Here is a 19,210-nt window from a genome sequence, read left to right as displayed (position 1 = left end):
CTCCGGTCGCGGTGCGGTCGCCGCTCGTGCGGCGCCTCGCCCGCGACCTGGGCCTCGACGTGCACGCGATCTCCCCCACCGGAGCGGACGGGGCGATCACCCGCGCCGACGTGCTGCGCGCCGCCGTGGACCACGCCGTGGACGGCGTCGCCGCGGCCCCGGCGCCGACCTCCGCGACCGCTCCCACCGGCGAGATCGACGGCCTCCCGGTCCGCAGCCGCGAGCGCCTGTCCCCGCTGCGCCGTACCGTGAGCGCCCGGCTCGCCCGCAGCCGCTCGGAGATCCCCGAGGCCACCGTGTGGGTCGACGTCGACGCCACCGAGCTCTGGGGCCTCCGCGGGCAGATGGCTCCCGAAGGCGCGAAGGCCCCGTCGATCACGGCGCTGCTCGCGCGCTTCGTGCTGCTGGCACTGGAGGACTACCCGGTGCTCGCCTCCCGACTCAGCGAGGACGGCTCCGAGCTGATCTCGTTCGACGGCGTGAACCTCGGCGTCGCGGCCGACACCGAACGCGGCCTCCTCGTCCCGGTCGTCCCGCACGCGCACCGGCTCACGGTCACCGACCTCGACGTCGCCCTGCGCGAGCTCGCGGCCACCGCGCGCGCCGGCACCCTGCCGCCCGAGCGGCTCCGCGGATCGACCTTCACCCTCAACAACTACGGCGGGCTCGGCGTCGACGGCTCCGCGGCGATCATCAACCACCCCGACGTCGCGATCATCGGCATCGGCCGGATCATCGAGCGCCCCTGGGTCGTGGACGGGGCGATCGTGCCCCGTCGCATCGTCCAGCTCTCGCTCGTGTTCGACCACCGGGTCTGCGACGGCGGGTATGCGGCCGGATTCCTCCGCCGCGTGGTGGAGCTCATCGAGCATCCGCTCCGCGCCTTCGGGCGGGTCTGAGGTCGACCCGGCCGGCGAACCCTCGTGGGCGGAGCGCCGATACGCTACGCTCGGCGATTACTGACCGATCATTCGGTAAGTCATCGCCGACGTACCCGCCTCGGCGTTCCCCCTCGCAGAACAACGGAGTTCGCATGACCTCAGCCACCACAGCCGCCTCGTCGACCGGAAGGATGCCCGCCGAGGAGCGGCGCGTCCTCGCCGGCACCCTCGTGGGGACGTCGATCGAATGGTACGACTTCTTCATCTACGCCCAGGCGGCGGGCCTCGTGCTCGCCCCGCTCTTCCTCGCCCCCATCGCGGAGTCGAGCCCCGGGCTCGCCCAGGTGCTCTCGTTCGCGACCATCGGCATCTCGTTCCTGTTCCGCCCGCTCGGCGCGATCGTCGCCGGACACCTCGGCGACAAGCTCGGCCGGAAGAAGATGCTCGTCTTCACCCTCGTGATGATGGGACTGTCCACGTCCCTCATCGGCCTGCTGCCGACGTACGCCACCATCGGCGTCGCCGCCCCGATCCTCCTGATCCTCCTGCGTATCCTGCAGGGCTTCTCGGCCGGCGGCGAATGGGGCGGCGCGGCGCTCATGGCCGTCGAGCACGCCCCGACGGCGCGACGCGGCCTCTTCGGCGCGTTCCCGCAGATCGGTGTGCCGGTCGGCATGATCCTCGCCACCTTCACCCTCTGGGCGCTCACGAGCTCGATGTCCCCCGAGGCTTTCCTCGAGTGGGGCTGGCGCATCCCGTTCCTGCTCTCGATCGTGCTCATCGCGGTCGGCTACGTGATCCGTCGCGCGGTCGACGAGAGCCCCGTGTTCGAAGACCTCCGTCGCCGCCGCAAGGAGGCCTCGGCGCCGCTCGGGCAGCTCTTCCGGGCACACACGAAGCAGGTCGTGCTCACGGCTGTCATCTTCATCGCCAACAACGCCGCCGGATACCTGCTGATCGCGTTCTTCGCGACGTACGCCGTCACGGCTCTCGGCATGGAGCGCCCGCCGGTGCTGCTGGCGACCACGCTCGCCTCGTTCGGCTGGCTGATCTTCACGCTGTGGGGCGGCGCGCTGTCCGACCGCCTCGGCCGCATCCGCACGTTCCAGATCGGGTACGTCGCCCTCGCGGTGTGGGCCATCCCGATGTGGTTCCTCATCGACACCGCGAACATCGTCTGGTACTTCGTGGCCCTGTTCGTCATGACGTTCGCGCTCGGACTCTCGTACGGCCCGCAGGCGGCGCTGTACGCCGAGATGTTCCCCGCGAACGTGCGCTACTCGGGCGTCTCGATCGGCTACGCCCTCGGGGCCATCCTCGGCGGCGCGTTCGCACCGATGATCGCGGAGGCGCTGCTGAACCAGTTCCACGCCGCGTGGACGATCGGCGTGTACATCGCCGTCGCCTCGATCATCTCGCTCATCGGCGTCTCGCTGGTGAAGGAGACGAAGGGCGTGGATCTCAGCGTCTGACTCCTGGTCCAGGATCGCGGCCGGCCGTGTGCCTGTGCCATAATTACCTTACGATCGGTCAGTAATTCACGGCCGGCCGCTCCCGGACCACACCAGGACGACGAAGTCAGGAGATCCGCATGCCAGAGGCCTACCTCGTCGGAGGGGTCCGCACCCCGGTCGGCCGTTACGGCGGCGCCCTCTCCGCGGTCCGTCCCGACGACCTCGCGGCGCTCGTCGTCGGCGAGGCCGTGCGCCGCGCCGGGCTCGACCCGGCGCGTACGGAGCTGGACGAGGTCATCCTCGGCGCCGCCAACCAGGCCGGAGAGGACAACCGGAACGTCGCCCGGATGGCCGTGCTCCTCGCCGGCCTCCCCGACACCGTGCCGGGCATCACGGTCAACCGCCTGTGCGCCTCCGGGATGTCCGCCGTCACCATGGCGGCGCAGGCGATCCGCGCGGGCGACGCCGATCTCCTCGTCGCCGGCGGCGTCGAGTCCATGACCCGCGCCCCCTGGGTGCAGGCCAAGCCGGAGAAGGCGTGGGCGAAGCCCGGAGCCGCCTTCGACACCTCGATCGGCTGGCGCTTCCCGAACCCGCGCCTCGCCGCGCGGGACAAGGCCACCTTCACGATGCCGGAGACCGCGGAGGAGGTCGCCCGCGTCGACGGCATCACCCGCGCCGAGGCCGACGCCTTCGCCGTCCGCTCGCAGCAGCGCGCCGCCGCCGCGATCGCCGCCGGCCGCTTCGCCCCGGAGATCGTCGGCGTGCCGGTCCGCGACGGCGAGGTGCTCGTCGACGAGGGCCCTCGCCCCGAGACCACCCTCGAGGTGCTCGCGCGCCTCCGTCCCGTCGTGGCCGGCGGAGAGGTCGTCACGGCCGGCAACTCCAGCGCCCTCAACGACGGCGCCTCGGCCGTGCTCGTGGCGAGCGCCGAAGCCGTCGAGCGCCACGGGCTGACGCCCCGCGCCCGGATCGTCGTCGGCACCTCCGCCGCGCTGGCTCCGGAGATCATGGGACTCGGACCGGTCCCCGCGACGGAGAAGGCGCTGCGCCGTTCGGGGCTCTCCCTCGACGACATCGGCGCCGTGGAGCTCAACGAGGCGTTCGCCTCGCAGTCGCTCGCCTGCATCCGGCGGCTCGGCCTCGACGAGGACCGCGTGAACGCCGACGGCGGCGCCATCGCTCTCGGCCACCCGCTCGGCTCGTCCGGCTCGCGCCTGCTCGTGACGCTGATGGGACGCATGGAGCGCGAGGACTCCCGCTACGGCCTCGCCACGATGTGCGTCGGCGTCGGCCAGGGCGCGGCCGTGATCCTGGAGAAGGTGTGAGCGGCGCGGACGAGCCGCTGCTCGTCACCCGCACCGCGGACCGCGTCGTCGCGACCCTGAACCGTCCGCACAAGCGCAACGCGATCGACCAGGCCACGATCGACGCCCTGCACGCGCTGTGCGCCGAGCTGGAGGAGACGCCGCGCACGCTCATCCTCACCGGCGCCGACGGGGTGTTCGCGGCGGGCGCCGACATCGCCGAGCTGCGCGAACGCCGCGCCGACGACGCCCGTCGCGGCATCAACGCCCACGCGTTCGTCCGCGTCGCGGAGCTGCCGATGCCCGTGATCGCCGCGATCGACGGCTACGCGCTCGGCGGTGGCGCGGAACTCGCGTATGCCGCCGACATCCGCCTCGCGACGCCGACACTGAAGATCGGCAACCCGGAGACCGGCCTGGGCATCCTCGCCGCCGCCGGAGCGAGCTGGCGTCTCAAGGAGATCGTGGGCGACGCCCGCGCCATCGAGCTGCTGCTGACCGGTCGCACGGTGCACGCCGAGGAGGCCCTCCGCATCGGTCTCGTCTCCTCACTGCACGAACCCGCAGACCTCCTCGCCGCCGCCCACGCGGTCGCCGACCGCATCGCCCGCAACGACCCCGCGGCGACCATCGCGACCAAGCGGGTGTTCCGGGCGCCGCGCGACCAGCACCCCGCTGTCGACCTCGAGGAACAGGCCGCGCTGTTCGAGAGCCCGGAGAAGCACCGTCGCATGACCGCCTTCCTGGAACGGAGAGACCGATGAGCACGCCCTCCTCCCCCGAAGCCGCAGCCCCGGCCCGTGTCGGCGTGCTCGGCGGCGGACGCATGGGCGCCGGCATCGCCCACGCGTTCCTCCTCGCCGGAGCCCCCGTGACCGTGGTGGAGCGGGACGAGGACGCCGCCGCAGCCGCCGCCGCCCGCGTGCACGGGTCGATCGACGCCTCGCTCTCCCGCGGCACGGCGATCGAGACGGCCGAGGCCTACCGGTCCCGGTTCGCGACCGGGACCGACGCCGCCCTGTTCGCGGACTGCACCCTCGTCGTCGAGGCCGTCCCAGAGGAGCTGTCGCTCAAGATCGACGCCCTCACCCGCGTCGAGCGCCACCTTGCGCCGGACGCGGCCCTCGCGTCCAACACCTCGTCCATCTCGATCGACGAGCTCGCGGCGGTGCTCGACCGCCCCGAGCGGTTCCTCGGGATGCACTTCTTCAACCCGGTGCCCGCCTCGACCCTCGTGGAGGTGGTGCGTGGCGGCGCGACCGCGGAGACTTTGGTCGCGGACGCGGCCTCCTGGGTCCGCGCGCTGGGGAAGACGCCCATCGTCGTCGCCGACGCCCCGGGTTTCGCGTCGTCACGACTGGGCGTCACCCTCGGCCTCGAGGCGATCCGGATGCTCGAGGACGGCGTCGCCTCCGCCGCCGACATCGACGCCGCCATGACCTTGGGCTACAAGCACCCGGTGGGACCGCTCCGGCTCACCGACATCGTCGGGCTGGACGTCCGGCTCGGCATCGCCGAGTATCTCGCGGCACAGCTCGGCTCGCGCTTCGAACCCCCGGCCCTGCTGCGCCGCCTCGTGGCGGAGGGGCACCTCGGCCGCAAGAGCGGACGCGGCTTCTACGAATGGGACGACTGATGAAGGGAACCCCCATGACCGAGATCCTCCCCAGCTACGTGCAGGGCTCCTGGTGGACGCCCGCCTCCGACGCGGACGCCACCGCGGTGCGCGACGCCTCGACCGGAGAGACGGTCGCCCGCGTCTCCACCACCGGTCTCGACCTCGGTGCGGCGCTCGACTTCGCCCGCACCACCGGCCAGGCCGCGCTCGGGGAGCTCACGTTCCACCAGCGCGCCGTGCTGCTCAAGCAGCTCGCGCTCGCGCTGACCGCCCGCAAGGAGGAGCTGTACGCGCTCTCCAGCCGCACCGGCGCCACCGCGCAGGACTCCTGGGTCGACATCGACGGCGGCATCGGCGTTCTCTTCGCGTACTCCAGCAAGGGCCGCCGCGAGCTGCCGAATGCGAAGGTCTACGTCGACGGCGCCGTGGAGAACCTGTCGCGGGACGGCTCCTTCCTCGGTCGGCACATCTACACCCGGCTGCCCGGCGTGGCGGTGCAGATCAACGCCTTCAACTTCCCCGTATGGGGCTCGCTGGAGAAGTTCGCGCCGGCTTTCCTCGCCGGTGTCCCCACGGTCGTGAAGCCCGCCACCCCCACCGGCTACCTCACCGAGGCCATGGTGCGCGTGATGGTCGAGTCCGGACTGCTGCCCGAGGGATCGCTGCAGCTCGTGTCCGGCAGCGTGCCAGACCTCTTCGACCACCTCCGCCTCGGCGACCTCGTCGCGTTCACCGGCTCGGCGTCGACGGCGGAGCGGCTGCGGGCGCACGACGCGGTGCAGACCGGAGGGGTCCGCTTCACCAGCGAGACCGACTCGATCAACGCCTCGGTGCTCGGCACGGACGCGGCATCCGGCACGCCGGAGTTCGACGCCTACGTGAAGCAGCTCGTCGCGGAGATGACGTCGAAGGCCGGGCAGAAGTGCACCGCGATCCGGCGGGCGATCGTGCCCGAGGACGCGGTGGACGACGTGATCGCCGCGGTGCGCGACCGGCTCGCCGCGCGGATCGTCGTGGGCGACCCGCGCGCGGAGGGCGTGACGATGGGACCGCTCGCCTCGACGGCCCAGCGCGACGAGGTGCTCCGGCAGGTGGCTCGACTCCGCGAGGGCGGCGGCGAGCTCGTGATCGGCTCCCCCGAGACGCCGACGGTCCGCCGTGCGGACGGCAGCGAGGGCCCGGCGGAGGACGGCGCGTTCGTGGCGCCGATGCTCCTGCGCTTCACCGATGCGACGAGCCCCGCCGTGAACGAGATCGAGGCGTTCGGCCCCGTCTCCAGCATCCTCGGCTACCGCACGCTGGACGAGGCGGCGGAGCTCGTGGCCCGCGGCGGCGGCTCGCTCGTGACGAGTGTCGCGACGCACGACCCGGAGGTCGCGACCACGCTCGCCGCGGGGATCGCGGCGTACAACGGCCGCGTGCTCTTCCTCGACCGCGACGACGCCCGCAGCTCGACCGGCCACGGCTCCCCGCTCCCGAACCTCGTGCACGGCGGTCCCGGTCGCGCCGGCGGCGGAGAGGAGCTCGGCGGCATCCGGGCGGTGCTGCACCACATGCAGCGCACCGCGGTGCAGGGCTCCCCGGAGATGATGACCGCGCTCACCGGCGTCTGGCACCAGGGGGCCTCGGCCCGTCCGTTCGACACCGACGACGGCGTGCACCCCTTCCGCAAGTCGCTGGCGGAGCTGCGCATCGGCGATCAGGTCGTCAGCCCCTCGCGCACCGTCACCCTCGACGATATCGAGACGTTCGCGGCGTTCACGGGCGACACGTTCTACGCGCACATGGACGAGGCGTCGGCGGCGGCGAACCCCTTCTTCCCCGGACGCGTGGCCCACGGCTACCTGCTCGTGTCGTGGGCGGCGGGGCTCTTCGTCGACCCGGCTCCCGGGCCCGTGCTCGCGAACTCCGGGCTGGAGAACCTGCGCTTCGTGACCCCGGTCTCCCCCGGCGACGAGATCCGCGTCGAGCTCACCGCCAAGCAGATCACGCCGCGGGAGACCGACGAGTACGGCGAGGTGCGCTGGGACGCGGTCCTGAAGAACCAGGACGACGAGCTCGTCGCGACCTACGACGTCCTGACTCTCGTCGCGAAGGAGCTCACCCCCGCCGCGTAGCTCCCGCCTGGCCCCGAGACCCCGGCTTCTCGTCGAGGCCCCGCCCTTCCCACGCGGATATGGCGGGGCCTCGGCGCGAAGACGGGGTCTCGCGAGTCAGGGGTTTCGCGAGTCAGGGGTGGCGGAGGCCGTCGAGGGCGAGCGCGACGACGTCGTCCGCGAGACGGTCGGCGCCCTCGCGACCACCGGGGCGGTACCACTCGACGATCGAGTTGATCATGCCGAACGTCAGGCGGGCGACGACGGCCGCATCGATGTCGGAGCGCAGGGCGCCCTCGGCTTGGGCCTCCGCGACGAGGGCCGTGATGCGGCGGTCGAACGCCCGCCGCCGGGTGAGGGCGCGGCGCTCGACGTCGGTGTTCCCGCGCACGCGCAGCAGCAGCGTCACGGCGGGGAGCTGGTCGACGAGCACATGGACGGCGCCGCGGAGCACGTGTTCCAGCCGGGCGACGGCGTCGGTCGCTCCCGCGTCGACCGGGAGGGGCGCGTCGACCACGGCTTCCAGCCCGCCGAGAGCGCTGTCGAGGGCCCGGTCGAGCATCTCGTCCTTCGACCCGAAGTGATGGTAGATCGCCGACTTCGACAGCCCGAGGCGCTCGGCGAGCATCCCGATCGAGGTCGCGTCGTAGCCGTGCTCGTTGAAGGCGGCCACCGCGACGGCGAGGATCCCCTGCTGGTCGTACCCGGGGCGGCCGCGCCGCGTGGTCTGCATCTCGGACATCCCCCTCAGTCTCGCACCGCCCGCCGCGCGCATCGCGGAGGTCGACGCCGAGACCCCCGCGTGTCAGCGCAGGTCGTAGACGCGCTTGTACTTGCCCTCGCTGCGCGGCAGCGTCCCGGGCTCCTCCAGCCGCACGGCGACCGACGAGCCGATGAACACCTTGATGCGCTGCACGAGCACCTGCGCCGCCGCCTCGCACGTCTCCACGGACAGGTCGGGGTGACGCTCGATGCGCACGGTGAGGGCGTCCATCCGGCCCTCCTTCGTCAGCTCCAGGATGAAGTGCGGCGTGAGCTGCTCGATCCCGAGCACCAGCTCCTCGATCTGCGTCGGGAAGAGGTTGACGCCGCGCAGGATGATCATGTCGTCGTTGCGCCCGGTGACCTTCTCCATCCGCCGCATACCCGGACGCGCCGTGCCGGGGAGCAGGCGGGTGATGTCGCGCGTGCGGTACCGGATGACGGGGAACGCCTCCTTGGTGAGCGAGGTGAAGACGAGCTCGCCCCGTTCGCCGTCCGGCAGCGCCTGCAGGGTGTCGCCGTCGATCACCTCCGGCAGGAAGTGGTCCTCCCACAGGTGCGGGCCGTCCTTGGTCTCGAGGCACTCATTGCCGACGCCAGGCCCCATGACCTCGCTGAGCCCGAAGATGTCGAGGGCGTCGATGCCGAGCCGCTGCTCCAGCTCGTGCCGCATCTCGTTGGTCCAGGGCTCCGCGCCGAGCACCGCGACCTTGAGCGAGGTGGACCGCGGGTCGATGCCCTGCGCGGCCATCGCGTCGGCGATCGTGAGGAGGTAGCTCGGGGTGCACAGGATCGCGTCCGGCTCGAAGTCGCGGATGAGCTGCACCTGTCGGGCGGTCTGTCCGCCCGACATCGGGATCACCGTGGCGCCCAGCGCCTCGATGCCGGCGTGCGCTCCGAGCCCGCCCGTGAACAGGCCGTACCCGTAGGCGTTATGCACCTTCATGCCGCGCCGGATTCCGCTGGCGCGGAGCGACCGGGCCACCAGCGTCCCCCAGCGATCGAGGTCGCCGCGCGTGTAGCCGACGACGGTCGGGCGCCCGGTGGTGCCGCTGGACGCGTGGATGCGGGCGACATCGGCCATCGGCACCGCGAACATCCCGAACGGGTACGTCTCGCGCAGGTCGTCCTTGGTGGTGAAGGGCAGCCGGTGCACGTCGTCGAGCGTGCGGATGTCGTCGGGATGCACGCCCGCCTCGTCGAACTTCCGCGTGTAGAGCGGCACGTTGCGATAGGCGTGCTGCACGGTCCACCGGAGGCGCTCGAGCTGCAGGCGCTCGATCTCGGCGCGGCTCATCCGCTCCTCGGGGTCGAGCTCGTCGGTCATCGGCGGGCGGAGGGCGGAGGCGGGGGCGGTCATCGTCGACACGGGGACTCCTCGGAACGGGTGGGGTCAGAAGGTGCGGGAGGTGGTGCGGGAGCGGCCGCGGAACTCGGCGACCGCGTCGCCCTGCTCATCCACGACCGTCACGTCGTAGAGGCCGGAGCGACCGCTGCGGGTGCGGCGGACAGCCGTCGCGGTGAGCGTCTGCCCCACGACGGTGGACTTGAGGAACGAGATGTCGGCGCCGGCGGCGACGGTCACCCGGTCGTCCTCGTTGCAGGCGATCGCGAAGGCGGTGTCGGCGAGCGCGAACACGAGCCCGCCGTGGGTGATCTGGAAGCCGTTGGTCATGTCGTCACGGACGCGCATGGACACGACCGCGTGCCCCGGGTCATCGCGTTCGACCACGAGCCCGAGCATCGCCGAGGCCCGATCGCGTTCCATCATGGCCCGGTTCGGCCGCACGGCCTCCGCCGTATCCGTCGCCTCCGTCATCGCCGACCTCCTCGTCGCGCTGGGACGGGACGACCGCGTCCCGTCCGCCCATACTAACTGAACGATCGGTCAGTAACGCAAGGAGGTCGGCGGATCATGCCGTGCCGTCACTCGAAGTCGAGCGGCGGCCAGAGCGACGCGTCCTCCACCGTCACGCCCGTGATCAGGGCAGCAGGGTCCGTGTAGTCGCGGTCCGCCCGGAACCGGATCGTGCCGCCTTCCCTCGTCGACCACACGTAGAAGAACTCTGCGGAGGAGACGACGCGGAGGAACGTGCCCTCCGGGAAGGCGGCGACGGCGTCCGACAGCGGGGCACCGATGCGGACCCCGCCCGTGGCGGGAAGGACCGCGCCGTCGGGCTCCAGGTCACCCTGCACGTTCGCGATCCCGGCGGTGACCGCTGCGAGGGTCGTGCCGTCGTCCGTGAAATGCAGCAGGAGCGTGCTCGTATCGTCGGCACTCACGAGGCGCACGAGCGTGTGCGTGCCACCGGTCGCCTGGGCGGTCGCCCCCGGGATCGCCGCCAGCGCATCCTCGCGGGGCATCCCGAGCTCGAGCGGTCCGACGCCCGTCGCCGTCATCTCCCATTCGCTCCAGGGGGCGCCGGGATCCGCGGCTTCCGGAGTCTCGGGCGCAGGCGGGCTCTCCGTCAGCTTCTCGACGAGTGCGGACTTCGCTTCGCGGGCGCGGTCGCGCACGAGCAGCGCCGCGCGCTCCGCGTCGAACTCCGAGCCGTCGAGAGCGGGCTGCCACACGTGCACGATGACGTTTCCCACGGCGGCGAACGCGTGATGCGCCCGCCAGGCGCCGTCCCCTGACCCCATGTCCAGGGTGCCGCCGAACGCGCGCACCCCGTCGGTCTCCGGCGCAGCGACCGCCGCGAAGGTGCCCGCACCCTGTGCGTCGAACTGCGCACACCGCTCGACCGTGGAGAGGAGGTCGTCCATCCGTGCCGCGGCGACCTCTTCCGACGCGAACTGGAGGATCTCCTGCTTGCCGCTGTTCCCGGTGTCGTCCTCGTCCACCCAGGGCACCGTGCGCGCCCCGATGCTGCGCATCGACGTCTCGACGATCAGCAGCAGGCAGACCGCGGGGCTGAACTCGGGCCCCCCGCCGTCCGAGTACTGCAGCAGCGTGTCGTCGACCACGGCTGCGGGCGGAGCGGACGGGAACAGCTGTGCGACCTCCTCCGGCGTGAGCGCGAACGCGTCGAGCTCGTAGCCGACGAAGAGGAGGGGCCCGGCATAGGGATCGGGAGTGGGGGTCGGAGTCTCCGGCGCCCGTGATGCGGTCGCCGTGGGTGTCGCCTCCGGCGTCGCCGCGCACCCCGGGAGCACCGCCAGCACTCCCGCCACCACCGCCGAGAGGAGCGCCGCTCCTCGTATCTTCCGCCCGCCGCGCACCGTCGCCGACATGAACCCTCCGCATGATCATATGCGCCGTGAACACGGCGCCCCCTGAGGGAAGAGTAGCGGTCGGAAGGCGGTTCGACTCAGCCGGTCTGGCCTCCGCCGAGCACGAGAGCTGCTGCGCTCCGCGCCTCCGCGGCGGTCGCCGCGCCGCTCGCATCTTCGGCCGCCCGACGGCACTCGTCCGGGTCCGCCGCGTCGAGTGCGGCCGCCACCCGCCCGAGCGCACGGGGCGTCATCGACAGCGAGGTCGCGCCGAGCCCGACGAGCACGGGGGCGAGTGCCGGGTCCCCGGCCGCCTCCCCGCAGATCCCGACCGGCTTTCCCGCCGCCCGTCCCGCGGCGCCGACCGTCCCGATCAGCCGCAGCACCGCCGGCTGCCAGGGATCGTTGAGATCGGCGAGCGCACTGGACAGCCGGTCCGCGGCCAGGGTGTACTGCGCGAGATCGTTGGTCCCGAGGCTCACGAAGTCCACGACCTCGAACAGCTCGGCGGCCAGCAGCGCCGCCGCCGGGGTCTCGATCATGATCCCCGCTCTGTCCAGGCCCGCGGCACGGCACCGCGCCGCGAAGTCCGCGGCCTCGTCGACCGTGGCGACCATCGGGGCCATGACCTCCACTTCGGCGGATTCCGCATCGGCGGCCCTGGCCAGCGCCCGGAGCTGGTCGTCGAGGAGGGCGGGACGTCGTCGGGAGAGGCGCAGACCCCGCACGCCGAGCGCGGGGTTCTCCTCGTCGTCGTCGTTCGCGAACGGCAGCGGCTTGTCACTCCCCGCATCCAGGGTGCGCACGACGACCTTCCGCCCGGGGAACGCACGCAGCACCCCGCGGTACGCCTCGACCTGCTCCTCGATGCTCGGCGCCGCTGTCCGGTCGAGGAAGCAGAACTCGGTGCGGAAGAGCCCGACCCCCTCGGCGTGCGCCGCGGCCGCGCTCCCGGCATCCGACGCTCCTCCGACATTGGCCAGGAGGGGCACGCGGGTCCCGTCCGCAAGACGGCCCCGTCCGTCGAAGGTCACCACGACCGCGGCCCGCGCCTCGGCGATCTCCGCCTCGTCCGGGTCGACGTGGATCGTGCCCCGATCCCCGTCGACGAGGAGCATGGCACCCTCGGGGATGCCGGTCGCCCCTGGCACCCCGACCACGGCAGGAAGTCCCAGCGCCCGCGCGATGATCGCCGTGTGCGACGTCGGCCCGCCGTCTGCGGTCACGAGTGCGACGCAGTTCCCGCCGTCCAGCGCAGCCGTGTCGGCGGGGGCGAGGTCGGTCGCGACGAGCGTGAACGGCTCGTCTCGTTCGGGGACCCCCGGCATGTCCACCCGGAGGATCTCGGCGATCATGCGATCACGCACGTCACGGATGTCGGCGGCGCGTTCCGCCATCCTCCCACCGAGCGCCGCGAGCGCCGCCTCGTGCGCCGCGGACGTCTCCCAGACCGCCCGTGCCGCCGTCCGCCCCTGTGCGCGCACGAGGGCGGTGGCTTCGGCGACGAGCTCCGGATCGGAGGCCAGGAGCCGGGACGCGTCCAGGATCGCCCGTGCCTCTCCGCGCGCTCGTTCGGCGCGCGAACGCAGCTGATCGGCGACGGCGACCGCCGCCCACTCGATCGTGGAGACCTCGGCCTCCCGGCCCTCCGGCGAGACGACGGCATCGGCATCGGGTTCCGGGAGTGCCGGTGCGAGGGACACCGCCCTCGCGGCCACACGTCCGGGGCTGACGCCGCGGCCCTGCAGCACGGATCCGGATACGATCTCCGGCGTCGGCGCCGACTCGCGGTCGGCCCGGGCTCCCGCCTGATCGTCCCCGGCGGTGGCGCGCGCGGGCGCGGGTGCGGTTCCGGGGGTCCCGGCGGCGCCCTCGTCCGTCTCGACGCCCTCGCCGAACCCTCCCTCGAAGAGCGAGGCCAGGCGATCGACCGCCGCCTCGGCATCCGCTCCTCGACCGGTGAGCTCGATCTCGGTCCCCTGCCGCGCGCCGAGTGCCAGCAACCGGGTCAGGCTCCCGGCCGCGGCTTCCGGGCCGTCCGGCAGTCGCCGCAGACGGACGTCCGCGCCCGCCGCCGATTCCGCGATGAGCGCAGCGGGTCGGGCATGGATGCCGAGAGGGTTGCGTACCCGCACACGGCGCGACACGGTCTCCCCGGCCGGCTCCGACCCGTCAGGAGCGGGCTCCGCGGGCGACCGCTCGGTGTCTTCTGCGGTCGCATCGTCCGTCGGGCCGAGCTGACCGGTCTTCGCGGCGAGGGCCGACGCGGCTTCACCGGCGACGGCATCGAGGTCGGCCCCTGCCGCCGCGGCCACGACCGCGGCGAGGAGCCCCTCGACGAACGGCGCCGGAGCGAGCCGCACCGGCACGTCGCTGCTGCGCAGCTCCAGCGCGAGCTCGGCGCTCAGCACGGCCGACCCGAGGTCCATCAGCACGAGCACGCCGTCGACCTCGGCGGCGAGCTCGTCGATCGCCGCGGACACGGCGACGGCATCCGTCCCGAGAATGGGCGCGCCGTCGGCGTCCACGCCCGCCCCGGCCGCCACACGCACCGGCACGCCGCCGCCCGGCACCATCTGCAGGGCGAGTTCGAGCGCCGCCTCCCCGAGCCGCGCGCTGTGGGAGACGGCGACGATCCCGATCATCCGGCGTCCGCGAGGGCCGCCGCGAGCGCCTCGAACAGGAGCGCGGTCGAGGCGGCACCGGGGTCGAGGTGGCCGGCGCTGCGTTCACCGAGGTAGCTCGCTCTGCCCTTCCGGGCGACGAGAGGTTCCGTGGCGTCGCGGCCGGCGGCCGCGGCAGCCGCCGCCGCCCTGGCGGCGGCCGCGGTGTCGGCTCCTCCGGCGAGCGCGGCGTCGAAGGCGTCCACCGCGGGCGCCATGGCGTCGAACATGGTCTTGTCGCCCGCCTCGGGCTTGCCCCGCGCGACGATGCCCTCCAGCCCCGCCCGGAGCGCGGCGGCGAGCGCCGGTCCGTCGAGCGACGTCACCGCACCGGCGGACATCCCCATGCGCAGGAAGAACGTGCCGTAGAGGGGGCCGCTCGCGCCGCCCACCGAGCTCACCAAGGCCATGCCGACGGACTTGAGCAGCTCGTCGATCGTCGCGGGTGTCGTCGCCGCGAGCTTCTCCCCGACCGCCGTGAAGCCGCGCGCCATGTTCGCACCGTGATCGGCGTCCCCGATCGCGGAGTCCAGTTCCGTGAGCCAGTCCCGCTGCGCGGTGACGACTTCCCGGTAGCGGGAGATCCAGTCGACGAGGACGTCGGTGCCGACGGCCGCCATCACGCGCCCCACCGCAGGCCGGGGGTGTTCACCGGTGCGTCCCACAGGCGCAGCAGCTCGTCGTCGGCCTTCAGCACCGTGACGGAGCACCCGGCCATGTCGAGGGAGGTGATGTAGTTGCCGACCAGGTTGCGCGCGATCTGCACGCCGGACTTCTCCAGGATCGACGCGACCTCGCCGTACATGAGGTAGAGCTCGATCAGGGGCGTGGCTCCCATGCCGTTGAGCATCACGATCGCGGGCCCGGTGGCGTCGAGGTCGCCCAGGATCGGCTCGACGAGCTGCCGCGCGATCTCCGACGCGGGGGCGAGCGGCTCACGGTGGCGTCCCGGCTCGCCGTGGATGCCGATGCCGATCTCCATCTGGTCGTCGGGGAGGTCGAAGGTGGGCTTGCCCGCCGCGGGGACCGTGCAGCTGGTGAGGGCCATGCCCATCGAGCGTCCCTGACCGTTGATGCGCTTCGCGAGGTCGACCACGGCCGCGAGGTCGCGGCCCTCCTCCGCGGCCGCCCCCACGAGCTTCTCCAGCAGGACGGTGAGGCCGACGCCTCGGCGCCCCGCGGTGTAGAGCGAGTCCTGCACGGCCACGTCGTCGTCCACGACGACCGTGCCGACCTCGATCCCTTCCATGGCGGCGAGCTCGGCGGCCATCTCGAAGTTCAGCACATCGCCGGTGTAGTTCTTGACGATGTGCAGCACGCCGGCCCCGCGGTCGACCGCCTGGGTGGCGACCTGAACACGGTCGGGGGTGGGCGAGGTGAAGACCTCGCCGGCGACGGCCGCGTCGAGCATGCCGGTGCCGACGTAGCCGCCGTGCAGCGGCTCGTGGCCGGATCCCCCTCCGGAGACGACGGCCACCTTGCCCTGTTCCTTCGGTGTCGCCCGGGTGATGACGTGGTTCTCCAGGTCGACGGAGAGTTCGGGGTGCGCGGCGGCGACGCCCTTCAGGGACTCGACGAGGACGTCCTCCGGGGCGTTGATGAGCTTCTTCATCCTGCGATCTCCTTTGATGCGGCGTGAGTCTCGAGCGAAAATCCGAAAGGGATTCGTCAATGTCGAATATGCTCGGAGCCTGCCGGGTTGTCAAGATCGATCCGGCGACCGGAGACCCGGCTCGACGACGACCGGAAGGAGGACGCGCATGATCCAGGCGATCGACCGCGCGGCGAAGATCCTCGACCTGCTCCAGGGCGCCCGCCACCTCGGCATCACGGACCTCTCCGCGGCCCTGAGCCTGCCGCCGTCGACCGTGCACGGTTTGGTGAAGTCGTTGCGCGCGCACGGCCTCGTCGCGAAGGAGCGCGGCGGACAGCGGTACATGCTCGGCCCCACGCTGCTGCGACTGAGCAACGTGTACCTCGACACCCTGGACGTGCGGGCACGGGCGATGCGCTGGACGCAGGACCTGGCGCGGCGGACGGAGCTGTCCGTGCGTCTGGGCGCCCCGCACCTCACGGACGTCCTCGTGATCCACCACAACCTCCGCCCCGACGACAGCCCGCAGATGCTGGAGACGGGGATGGCGGTCCCCGCACACGCCTCCGCGATGGGGAAGGTGCTCCTCGCGTACGACCAGGGCTTCCAGCAGAGCGTGTTCGCCGAGCCCCTGCGCAGCCTCACCGGCGACACGGTCACCGACGTGGCGCGACTGACCCTCGAGCTGCCGGGGATCACGGAACGCGGGACGGCGGCGGAGAGCGATGAGGCCGTCCTCGGCGAGTCGTCCCTCGCGGCGCCGATCGCCGACGCCTCGAACACGATCGTCGCCGCGGTGGCCGTGGTGCTGCCGACCGCGGAGGCACCGGCATCCGACGCCGTCGTGCACGCGCTCCGCGAGACGGCACGGAACATCTCCCGCGAACTCGGCGCGACGTCCTGGCCACCGCCCGTGGCCCCCGCCGAGGACTGACGGCGGCGGTCAGCCGCGCAGGCCGAGCGCGAACGGCAGCACGGCCGTGGCCCCGGCCTTCCGCACCGCGCGCGCCGCGACCGTCAGGGTCCAGCGACTGTCGATGAGGTCGTCGACGAGCAGCACCGGACCGGCGGGGACCTCGAGACGCGCCGCGTCGAACCGGTCCCACACCCCCGCGAGCCGGAACACGCTGTTCCCACCCGCCTGCCCCGAAGGCCCTCCGCCCCGCCACTCCAGCGCGCCGAGGTACGGCAGCCGCCCGATCTCGGACAGCCCGCGGGCGAGGGAGTCGACGAGCTGCGGATGCGACCGCGACGGCATCGCGATCACGGCCACCGGCCGCTCCGCCCAGCCCCACCCCGCGAGCACGCGCACGCACGCCTGCAGCAGCGCCGGGCTGATCGGGGCGTCCGGGGCACCTGCCGCGAAGATCTCGCGCAGCGTGCCGCCCCAGCCGAGGTCGGTCAGCCGGGCGAGGGCACGCCCCTCATCGGCCTGCTCTCCTGCGGGGATGCGGCCGCGCACCGGCACATCGAGGCGGTCGGCCCCGGTCGGCCACGCGCGACGCGGCTCGACCGGCACGCCGACCCGGTCGAGGGAGGCCGCCGCCTGCGCGCTCGCCGTCTGCGCGACCTCCGCCGGGAACCACACGCCCGCGCAGTTGTCGCACCGGCCGCAGGGGGCCGCGGTGTCGTCGTCGAGAGCCCGCTGCAGGAAGGCCATCCGACAGCCGTCCGTGCGCTCGTATTCGAGCATGTGCTCCTGCTCCGCGACCCGCTCGGCGGCGATGCGCTCGTAGCGTTCGGCGTCGTACGTCCAGGGGTGTCCCGTCGCGATCCAGCCGCCCTGCACGCGACGCACGGCACCGTCCACGTCGAGCACCTTCAGCAGCAGCTCGAGGGGCGTGCGGCGGATGTCGACGAGGGCCTCCAGCGCCGGCGTCGAGATCGGGCTGTCGCCGAGCGCGGCGATCACCCGCTCCGCGCGCTCCCGATCGGGCATCGACGCGGTCGCGAAGTAGTGCCAGATCTCGCGGTCTTCGACACCGGGGAGCAGGAGCACGTCGGCGCTCTCGCTGGCACGCCCCGCTCGTCCCACCTGCTGGTAGTACGCCACGGGCGAGGACGGGGCTCCGAGGTGTACGACGAATCCGAGGTCCGGCTTGTCGAACCCCATGCCGAGGGCGCTGGTGGCCACGAGCGCCTTCACCTCGTTGCGCTTGAGCATGCCCTCCGACTCCGCACGCTCCTCGGGGTCGGTCTGCCCCGTGTAGGCGCGCACGTCGTGGCCGTGATCACGCAGGAACCGCGCGGTGTCGACCGCCGCCGCCACGGTCAGCGTGTAGATGATCCCGCTGCCGGGGAGGTCGTCGAGGTGGCTGAGCAGCCAGGCCAGGCGGCTCGCCGAGTCCTTGAGGCGGAGCACGCCGAGCCGCAGCGAGGTGCGGGCGAGCGGCCCGCGGATCGTGAGCACGGGCACCGCCTCCGCTGCCCCCGCGCCACCAGGCAGCGCCCCGAGCTGCTCGGCCACGTCCGCCACCACGCGGGAGTTCGCCGTCGCGGTCGTCGCCAGCACCGGCACATCGGCGGGCATCTGCGCGATGAGGTCGCGCAGTCGGCGGTAGTCCGGACGGAAGTCGTGCCCCCAGTCGCTGATGCAGTGCGCCTCGTCGACGACGAGCATGCCGAGCCGCGCCACCAGCGCGGGCAGCTGCTCCTCGCGGAAGGCCGGGTTGTTCAACCGCTCCGGCGAGACGAGCAGCACGTCCACGTCGTCTCCGGCGAGCCTCTCCTGCACCTCCGCCCACTCGTGGGCGTTGGTCGAGTTGATCGCCACGGCGCGCACGCCCGCCCGCTCCGCTGCGGCGATCTGGTCGCGCATGAGCGCCAGGAGCGGAGAGACGAGCACGGTGGGGCCGGCCCCCTGCCGACGGCGGAGCAGGGTCGCGACGAAGTACACCGCCGACTTCCCCCACCCCGTGCGCTGCACCACGAGCGCGCGGCGACGCCCCTCCACCAGCGCCTCGATCGCCTCGAACTGGCCGTCATGGAAGTCGACGTCGGGACGGCCGACGAGTTCGCCGAGGGCGGCGCGGGCGGCCTCGCGGAGGGGCACGGCGGTCGGGGAGGTCATGCCCTCCACTCTGCCGCAGACCTCCGACAGGACTCCGACCGCCGCCCGGTCTCGGTGGATGACCGCCGTAGAAGCCGTAGCGTGGAGGAATGATCACCCGCGAACTCGCCGTCGCCCTCCGCGATGCCGGTCTGACCTGGAAGCCCGCGGAGGGTGACCGGTTCCAGCTCGACCTGCCGGACGAGGTGGAGCTGGAGGCGGAGGCCGACGTCTTCACGGTGAGCGCGATGACCATCGAGGCGCGGCAGACGCCGGCCGGCACGGATCTCGCCTTCAACGGCACGACGGAGTGGGCGCTCGACGCCGTGACCCTCGCCGATGCGGTGTGGCTGCCGCGCGAGGACCAGCTGCGCGACCTCCTCCGCGGGACGTTCCGTGCCCTCACCCGCCTCCCTGACACGTTCCGCGTCGAGATCGAGCTCGGCGGTGCTCCCCTGCGGTTCGAGCACCCGGACCCGGCGGAGGCCTACGGCCGCGCGCTGCTGGCACTGATCTCGCGCTCACGCTGACACGTCCTGTTGAATCGGGCCGTCGCGTGTGTCAGAATTACCT

The 19,210-nt window shown here is 72.7% G+C and carries 16 protein-coding genes; 8 read left to right on the top strand and 8 right to left on the bottom strand.

Annotated features, from left to right (window positions below; translation table 11 throughout):
• The 6 genes from DW296_RS09300 to paaZ form a co-directional block, all read left to right on the top strand.
• Positions 1 to 899, top strand: an 899-nt coding sequence (locus DW296_RS09300; protein WP_136051994.1) for a dihydrolipoamide acetyltransferase family protein, incomplete at its 5' end; no start/stop codon positions are given.
• A gap of 134 nt (positions 900 to 1,033) precedes the next feature.
• Positions 1,034 to 2,353, top strand: coding sequence for an MFS transporter (locus tag DW296_RS09295; protein ID WP_136051993.1), 1,320 nt, complete (start codon positions 1,034 to 1,036; stop codon positions 2,351 to 2,353).
• A gap of 119 nt (positions 2,354 to 2,472) precedes the next feature.
• Complete coding sequence (locus DW296_RS09290) at positions 2,473 to 3,663, top strand: thiolase family protein (RefSeq protein ID WP_136051992.1); 1,191 nt, start codon at positions 2,473 to 2,475, stop codon at positions 3,661 to 3,663.
• Positions 3,660 to 4,406: an enoyl-CoA hydratase/isomerase family protein gene (locus DW296_RS09285; protein WP_205807919.1), complete on the top strand. Its 747-nt coding sequence runs from the start codon at positions 3,660 to 3,662 to the stop codon at positions 4,404 to 4,406. Before DW296_RS09290 ends, DW296_RS09285 begins: the two co-directional genes overlap by 4 nt.
• Positions 4,403 to 5,278 (top strand): 3-hydroxyacyl-CoA dehydrogenase family protein, encoded by an 876-nt coding sequence (locus DW296_RS09280; protein WP_136051991.1) that lies wholly within the window; start codon positions 4,403 to 4,405, stop codon positions 5,276 to 5,278. The genes DW296_RS09285 and DW296_RS09280 overlap by 4 nt, the downstream gene beginning before the upstream one ends.
• A 14-nt stretch (positions 5,279 to 5,292) precedes the next feature.
• A complete protein-coding gene (gene paaZ / locus DW296_RS09275; RefSeq protein ID WP_136051990.1) occupies positions 5,293 to 7,377 on the top strand; it encodes a phenylacetic acid degradation bifunctional protein PaaZ in 2,085 nt (694 codons plus the stop codon).
• A 112-nt stretch (positions 7,378 to 7,489) separates the two neighbouring features.
• Here the strand turns inward: paaZ and DW296_RS09270 are convergent, their stop codons facing one another.
• The 7 genes from DW296_RS09270 to dhaK all read right to left on the bottom strand — a co-directional run bounded on the left by DW296_RS09270 (position 7,490) and on the right by dhaK (position 15,606).
• Entirely contained in the window at positions 7,490 to 8,098 is a 609-nt protein-coding gene (locus DW296_RS09270; RefSeq protein ID WP_136051989.1) for a TetR/AcrR family transcriptional regulator, read from the bottom strand.
• 63 nt (positions 8,099 to 8,161) lie between these two features.
• Positions 8,162 to 9,478, bottom strand: a complete 1,317-nt coding sequence (gene paaK, locus DW296_RS09265) for a phenylacetate--CoA ligase PaaK (protein WP_136051997.1) — start codon at positions 9,476 to 9,478, stop codon at positions 8,162 to 8,164.
• A gap of 33 nt (positions 9,479 to 9,511) precedes the next feature.
• A complete protein-coding gene (gene paaI / locus DW296_RS09260) occupies positions 9,512 to 9,937 on the bottom strand; it encodes a hydroxyphenylacetyl-CoA thioesterase PaaI (RefSeq protein WP_136051988.1) in 426 nt (141 codons plus the stop codon).
• A 107-nt stretch (positions 9,938 to 10,044) separates the two neighbouring features.
• On the bottom strand, positions 10,045 to 11,352 hold the full coding sequence (locus tag DW296_RS09255; RefSeq protein WP_136051987.1) for a sensor domain-containing protein: 1,308 nt from the start codon (positions 11,350 to 11,352) through the stop codon (positions 10,045 to 10,047).
• Between the two features lie 77 nt (positions 11,353 to 11,429).
• Entirely contained in the window at positions 11,430 to 13,976 is a 2,547-nt protein-coding gene (gene ptsP, locus DW296_RS09250) for a phosphoenolpyruvate--protein phosphotransferase (protein ID WP_136051986.1), read from the bottom strand.
• Positions 13,973 to 14,614: a dihydroxyacetone kinase subunit DhaL gene (gene dhaL, locus DW296_RS09245; protein WP_136051996.1), complete on the bottom strand. Its 642-nt coding sequence runs from the start codon at positions 14,612 to 14,614 to the stop codon at positions 13,973 to 13,975. Before dhaL ends, ptsP begins: the two co-directional genes overlap by 4 nt.
• Positions 14,614 to 15,606 (bottom strand): dihydroxyacetone kinase subunit DhaK, encoded by a 993-nt coding sequence (gene dhaK / locus DW296_RS09240; RefSeq protein ID WP_071327402.1) that lies wholly within the window; start codon positions 15,604 to 15,606, stop codon positions 14,614 to 14,616. Before dhaK ends, dhaL begins: the two co-directional genes overlap by 1 nt.
• Before the next feature lie 148 nt (positions 15,607 to 15,754).
• Here dhaK and DW296_RS09235 point away from each other — a divergent pair, with 148 nt between their 5' ends.
• Positions 15,755 to 16,522: an IclR family transcriptional regulator gene (locus tag DW296_RS09235; RefSeq protein WP_136051985.1), complete on the top strand. Its 768-nt coding sequence runs from the start codon at positions 15,755 to 15,757 to the stop codon at positions 16,520 to 16,522.
• A gap of 9 nt (positions 16,523 to 16,531) precedes the next feature.
• Here DW296_RS09235 and DW296_RS09230 read toward each other — a convergent pair whose 3' ends face one another.
• A complete protein-coding gene (locus DW296_RS09230; RefSeq protein ID WP_136051984.1) occupies positions 16,532 to 18,658 on the bottom strand; it encodes a RecQ family ATP-dependent DNA helicase in 2,127 nt (708 codons plus the stop codon).
• 89 nt (positions 18,659 to 18,747) lie between these two features.
• On the opposite strand from DW296_RS09230, the gene DW296_RS09225 reads away from it, so the two are divergent.
• Entirely contained in the window at positions 18,748 to 19,167 is a 420-nt protein-coding gene (locus tag DW296_RS09225) for a pilus assembly protein CpaE (protein ID WP_136051983.1), read from the top strand.
• Positions 19,168 to 19,210 lie beyond the last annotated feature (43 nt).

The sequence above is a fragment of the Microbacterium sp. K36 genome (genome assembly GCF_004794355.1).
GTDB lineage: Bacteria > Actinomycetota > Actinomycetes > Actinomycetales > Microbacteriaceae > Microbacterium > Microbacterium paraoxydans_D.
Note: the sequence above shows the minus strand (reverse complement) of the source record. Positions and strands in the feature narration are given on the sequence as shown.

Coding starts and splice junctions, on each gene's coding strand:
- paaZ (WP_136051990.1), top strand. CDS start 5,293: ATGACCGAGATCCTCCCCAGCTACGTGCAGGGCTCCTGGTGGACGCCC.
- DW296_RS09235 (WP_136051985.1), top strand. CDS start 15,755: ATGATCCAGGCGATCGACCGCGCGGCGAAGATCCTCGACCTGCTCCAG.
- DW296_RS09230 (WP_136051984.1), bottom strand. CDS start 18,658: ATGACCTCCCCGACCGCCGTGCCCCTCCGCGAGGCCGCCCGCGCCGCC.
- DW296_RS09225 (WP_136051983.1), top strand. CDS start 18,748: ATGATCACCCGCGAACTCGCCGTCGCCCTCCGCGATGCCGGTCTGACC.
- DW296_RS09295 (WP_136051993.1), top strand. CDS start 1,034: ATGACCTCAGCCACCACAGCCGCCTCGTCGACCGGAAGGATGCCCGCC.
- paaK (WP_136051997.1), bottom strand. CDS start 9,478: ATGACCGCCCCCGCCTCCGCCCTCCGCCCGCCGATGACCGACGAGCTC.
- DW296_RS09290 (WP_136051992.1), top strand. CDS start 2,473: ATGCCAGAGGCCTACCTCGTCGGAGGGGTCCGCACCCCGGTCGGCCGT.
- ptsP (WP_136051986.1), bottom strand. CDS start 13,976: ATGATCGGGATCGTCGCCGTCTCCCACAGCGCGCGGCTCGGGGAGGCG.
- DW296_RS09270 (WP_136051989.1), bottom strand. CDS start 8,098: ATGTCCGAGATGCAGACCACGCGGCGCGGCCGCCCCGGGTACGACCAG.
- DW296_RS09280 (WP_136051991.1), top strand. CDS start 4,403: ATGAGCACGCCCTCCTCCCCCGAAGCCGCAGCCCCGGCCCGTGTCGGC.
- dhaK (WP_071327402.1), bottom strand. CDS start 15,606: ATGAAGAAGCTCATCAACGCCCCGGAGGACGTCCTCGTCGAGTCCCTG.
- paaI (WP_136051988.1), bottom strand. CDS start 9,937: ATGACGGAGGCGACGGATACGGCGGAGGCCGTGCGGCCGAACCGGGCC.
- dhaL (WP_136051996.1), bottom strand. CDS start 14,614: ATGGCGGCCGTCGGCACCGACGTCCTCGTCGACTGGATCTCCCGCTAC.
- DW296_RS09255 (WP_136051987.1), bottom strand. CDS start 11,352: ATGTCGGCGACGGTGCGCGGCGGGCGGAAGATACGAGGAGCGGCGCTC.